At 38.2% G+C, this 4,963-nt stretch carries 4 protein-coding genes; all 4 read left to right on the top strand.

Annotated features, from left to right (window positions below):
* Positions 1–333: 333 nt before the first annotated feature.
* Positions 334–1,023: a tRNA (adenosine(37)-N6)-threonylcarbamoyltransferase complex dimerization subunit type 1 TsaB gene (gene tsaB / locus PHT93_RS14960; RefSeq protein ID WP_300244547.1), complete on the top strand. Its 690-nt coding sequence runs from the start codon at positions 334–336 to the stop codon at positions 1,021–1,023.
* A 100-nt stretch (positions 1,024–1,123) separates the two neighbouring features.
* Positions 1,124–1,924 (top strand): IclR family transcriptional regulator, encoded by an 801-nt coding sequence (locus PHT93_RS14965; protein WP_300244549.1) that lies wholly within the window; start codon positions 1,124–1,126, stop codon positions 1,922–1,924.
* A gap of 8 nt (positions 1,925–1,932) precedes the next feature.
* Positions 1,933–3,702 (top strand): YVTN family beta-propeller repeat-containing protein, encoded by a 1,770-nt coding sequence (locus PHT93_RS14970; protein WP_300244553.1) that lies wholly within the window; start codon positions 1,933–1,935, stop codon positions 3,700–3,702.
* A gap of 14 nt (positions 3,703–3,716) precedes the next feature.
* Complete coding sequence (locus PHT93_RS14975) at positions 3,717–4,811, top strand: endoribonuclease L-PSP (protein ID WP_300244551.1); 1,095 nt, start codon at positions 3,717–3,719, stop codon at positions 4,809–4,811.
* The last annotated feature ends 152 nt before the right edge of the window (positions 4,812–4,963 follow it).

Genomic DNA, 4,963 nt, shown 5'->3' on the forward strand with positions numbered 1-4,963 from the left:
TTCTCATAAGCTATATTGTTGAAGTTAACACTCTGTTATTCTTGTAAATACAAAGTTAACTAAAATGATATAGCTTATTTCTTGCCTATCTAACTGGAATCTCCTTTTTCAAACATAGGAACTATTTATGCTGAATTGTTTCTAAAAAAGGAGTATGTCTCGTTATTAAGCTCTTTCTCTATGAACGAAAGTACTACAATCTAATCAAAAAAGTACCCTCAATATGAAATATTTTATTTTTCAATTGTTGAGACAGGAGGATTGGTGCGTCTAATCAAATATTAGTTATTAAGAAATAATGTATTTTTGCACAATATATAATTAATGTATTCTATGGCTTGTATAATAAATATTGAAACGTCAACACGTGTTTGTTCGGTTGCTTTAGCTGTTGATGGAGTGACGGTATTCAGTGAAATTTCTTCGGAAGGTCCTTCGCATGCTGTTTTACTTGGCGTTTTTGTGGAAAAGGCACTTAAAGAGGTAAAGTTGAGAGGTGGTATGGATGCAGTTGCTGTTAGCAGCGGACCGGGTTCTTATACAGGATTGCGTATAGGTGTATCGCTGGCAAAAGGACTTTGTTTCGGGTATGGCATACCGATAATTGGAATCTCTACCTTGAAGATCATGGCGCAGGCTGTTATTCGTGAGCATAATAAAGCTACAGGTATTTATTATCCTATGCTTGATGCGCGTAGGATGGAGGTTTATTCTGCGATGTATGATAATGAAGGACGTGAAATACGGGAAACAAAAGCAGAGATAATAACGCCCGATATTTTAAATGATATTCCGGGAGATCAGACGATTTATTTATTAGGCGATGGTGCTGCCAAGTGTAAAGAAGTTGTTAACTCACCCCGTGTTGTTATTATAGATAATGTATATCCTTTGGCAAAAGATATGTCTGATTTGGCTGAAGAAGCCTATAAATCAGGGAATGTTGAAAGTGCCGCCTATTTTGAACCATTCTATCTGAAAGAGTTTCAAGCTACTGTAGGGAAGAATAAAGTTTTAGGATAAGTATGCTAAAAAGCATACTTAACTAATTTTTACATATTTATTGGTGCCTGTCTGACCTGGTAACTTATATTAGGTTCAAATACGAATACTTGTTTCAAATATGGAAAACACACTTCCGCATATGGAAAAAGGGGAAGATAATTATAAGGTACCCAATTTAGAAAAAGGGATTGCTGTATTAGAATATTTATCTTTGAGAAAAGGAGGGGAAACGCTTCCGGTCATTAAGAATGATTTGAATATTTCTCAGACTACAGCTTATCGTATTTTGAATACATTAGTTCGTTTGGAGTATTTGGTATATAATGACGATTCAAAGCGTTACAGGATATCGCGTAAATTACTTACGCTTGGTTTCCGTTCATTAGATGAACAAAATTTGCTTGAGATTGTATTACCTCGTCTTCAGGAATTGAGAGACAGAGTGAAAGAGACCGCCTGTTTTGGAGTGCTCGGCGAAGAAAAAGGAATCTTTATTGAACAAGCATTGGGGATTCATACATTTCGGTTCTTTCTGTCTCCGGGTAAACCTTTTGAATTGCATTGTTCTGCACCCGGAAAGGCAATAATGGCTTATTTGCCTAATATTGTGAGGAACAGATATCTCTCTTATATGAAATTCACCCGGTATAATTCACGTACGATAACGACGGAAGAAGCTTATCTGGAAGAATTAGAGAAGGTGCGGAAAAAGGGATATGCTTTAGATAACGAGGAAGAATTGAGTGGTGTGATTTGTATTGGTGCACCGTTGTTTAATTATACAGGATACCCGGCCGGGGCAATTTGGATATCCGGTCCCAAGGATCGCTTAACGCCGGAGGCTATACGTAGCGCCGCCACTCATATAAAAGAAATAACGCGGCTTATTTCATCAGAATTAGGATATAGAAAGACGTAACTATGATCATGATACAGAAAAACACAATAACGAAATTATTTAGCCTTTTAGTTGTTTGCAGTTGTTGTTCTTATGCGATAGCACAGACTCCTTTGTTTACAACAGATATGAAGTTAAACTCCCGCGGAGAACTTTTGATGACTCAAAAAGGGAAGAAAAGTGTAGATGTCTTCTCTGCTGACGGAAAGACGTTGTTACACTCATTCCCTTTGGATGAAATACCCACCGGATTAGTTATTAACGGCAACAAAGCTTATGTGACAACTTTTGAAGCTGTAGGCAGACTTCACGTTATGCAATTAGAAACGGGTAGGGTGGAAGCATCTATTCCGACCGGATCAGGGGCATGTTCACCCTTGCTTTCTACAGATGGGAAGAATGTTTATGTTAGCAATCAGTTTCAAAATACGGTAGTGGAAGTAGATCTGGAGAAACGAAAGGTGGTACGTTCCGTGAACGTGTTGCGTGAACCTAAATCTATGATATTTAGTAAAGACGGCCGTTTTTTGTTTGTAACAAACTATCTGCCGGCTCAAAGAGCTGATGTTGATGTTGTAGCGGCTTGTGTATCTGTTATAGACATGAAAACATTTACCAAAGTAAAAGATATACAATTAGCGAATGGTAGTAATGCGTTGCGTGGTATATGTCTGACTCCTGATGGGAAATATATTTATGTATCTCATAATCTCGGTCGCTTTACTGTGCCTACATCGCAGTTGCAACAAGGCTGGATGAATACCAGTGCATTCAGCGTTATTGATGTAGCTGCACAGGAATATTTAGGAGCAATTTTAGTTGATGAGGCAGAAAGAGGTGCAGCCGGTGTCTGGAGTATTGCATGTAATGAAAAATCACTCTATATCTCTCATTCCGGTACACATGAGGTGAGTGTGATAGACCATCAGGCAATGATTCATAAGTTTGAGGCGTATCCTGAAAAAGAAAACCTGAATTATGATCTTCACTTTTTATATGGATTGCGTGAGCGTATTCCTGTTGTGGGTAATGGTCCGCGCAACTTGATTCTGACTGACAATAGGTTGATTATTTCTACGTATTTTGCGGATCAGTTAAACTTTCTTGATCTTAAAACAAATGAAATCATTGCAGTTGACCTTAATCCGGGACGAACAGAAACAATGGCTCATAAAGGAGAGCGTATATTTAATGATGCGGCAAACTGTTTTCAGGAATGGCAAAGCTGTAATGGCTGTCACCCTGGAGATGGTCGCACGGATGGTATGAACTGGGATTTGATGAACGATGGCGTGGGAAATTCCAAAAATTGTAAGAGTTTATTGTATAGTCACGTAACTCCTCCCGCTATGATTTCCGGAATACGTGAGTCTGCTTTCCGTGCTGTAAGGACAGGTTTTGAATTTATTCAGTTTTTTAAAATTGATGATGAAAGTGCTACGTTTGTTGACGAATACCTGAAGGGGTTACGTCCTGTTCCCAGTCCTTTTCTGGTAAATGGACAACTTTCCGAAAAAGCAAAAGAGGGCAGAAAAGTTTTTGAAAAACTAAAATGTCACGAATGTCATAGTGGCCCTTACTTTACAGATATGAAGATGCATCGTATTGGTGATGATGTAGAGTTTGAAAAAGGATGGGATACACCGACTTTAATCGAAGTCTGGCGTACGGCTCCCTATTTGTTTGATGGTCGTGCGGCAACCATAGAAGAAGTTTTTGAAGTACATAAACATGGAATAGACAAGAAAGTGTCCAAGAAAGATCTTGAGGCATTAGTGGAGTATGTAAATTCTTTGTAAACATATATAATATAATGAGTTATTGCAATAATATACGGTATCATTTATTGACTACTACCCAAGCTGATTTCCCAACTATGGTAGCTGATTTACTGGAACAACTGCCGGCAAATGAAACAATCCTGCGGTTGGCGTTTTTCGGAACGCCTGCAGACAATCAAGAGTACGTAATACGTCGTTCAGTCTTGTTTGACCAACTAAAACACTATTTTGGGGCAGATCGTCCTGTATTGAGTTATGTTTCTCAACCTCCTTTAAATACGCCATTGTTATTGGAAGTACACAGTTATTTGCCGGAGAAAGACGATACGATAAGCTATCGTTCAGAAGAAGGACTACCCTATGTTATATTGGAGAATCAGAGAGGACGTTTCCTTTTTGCAGGAGGATTTCAGGGGGATGTGATGAATACTTCTATTCACGAACAATCCGGTTTTGTCTTTAACAAAATAGAAAGGCTGTTACATAAAGAAGGATTCCCTATCAATAGTATTGTTCGCCAATGGAATTATATTGAACAGATAACCTTCTTTGATGAAAAAGACCAACACTATCAATCTTTCAATAATGCCCGCGCAGCTTTTTACAAAAAAACGGAATGGCCGTTGGGTTATCCTGCAGCAACAGGAATCGGTGCTAATCTTGGGGGAATTTTGATAGATTTTGATGCTGTTGTTATAAAACATCCGAAAGATGTCATAACTCCAATAGATAACAGACTTCAGGTATCTGCTCATGCTTATTCCAAAGAAGTGTTGAAAAATGCTTCAGAAAAAAAAGAAACGCCCAAGTTTGAACGGGCTAAAAGTCTTACTATTTCAGAAAAACGGTTGGTTTATATCTCCGGTACAGCAGCTATCCGGGGAGAGGACAGCCTGAAAAATGTAGGCGTTGAAGAACAATTACGCATAACAATGGAGAATATAGCGGAGTTGACCGGTGATTCGAATCTTTCGATATTGCGTGTATATATAAAACATAAAGATGATTTTTCAAAGGTGGAAGCCTTAATGAACAAACTCGTACCGGAAGTTCCCGTTTCCTATATGTGGGCGGATGTCTGCCGCGATGAGTTGTTGATTGAGATAGAGGGTATTTCTATTGACTAATACGAGAAGAAACTAACTATAATAAAGTTCCTATGTTTGAAAAAGGAGATTCCAGTTAGATAGGCAAGAAATAAGCTATATCATTTTAGTTAACTTTGTATTTACAAGAATAACAGAGTGTTAACTTCAACAATATAGCTTATGAGAATAGT

This window comes from Massilibacteroides sp. (assembly GCF_028705895.1).
Classification (GTDB): domain Bacteria; phylum Bacteroidota; class Bacteroidia; order Bacteroidales; family Tannerellaceae; genus Massilibacteroides.

Excerpts from the sequence above, each read along its gene's own strand:
- tsaB (WP_300244547.1), top strand. The coding sequence starts at position 334 with ATGGCTTGTATAATAAATATTGAAACGTCAACACGTGTTTGTTCGGTT.
- PHT93_RS14965 (WP_300244549.1), top strand. The coding sequence starts at position 1,124 with ATGGAAAACACACTTCCGCATATGGAAAAAGGGGAAGATAATTATAAG.
- PHT93_RS14970 (WP_300244553.1), top strand. The coding sequence starts at position 1,933 with ATGATACAGAAAAACACAATAACGAAATTATTTAGCCTTTTAGTTGTT.
- PHT93_RS14975 (WP_300244551.1), top strand. The coding sequence starts at position 3,717 with ATGAGTTATTGCAATAATATACGGTATCATTTATTGACTACTACCCAA.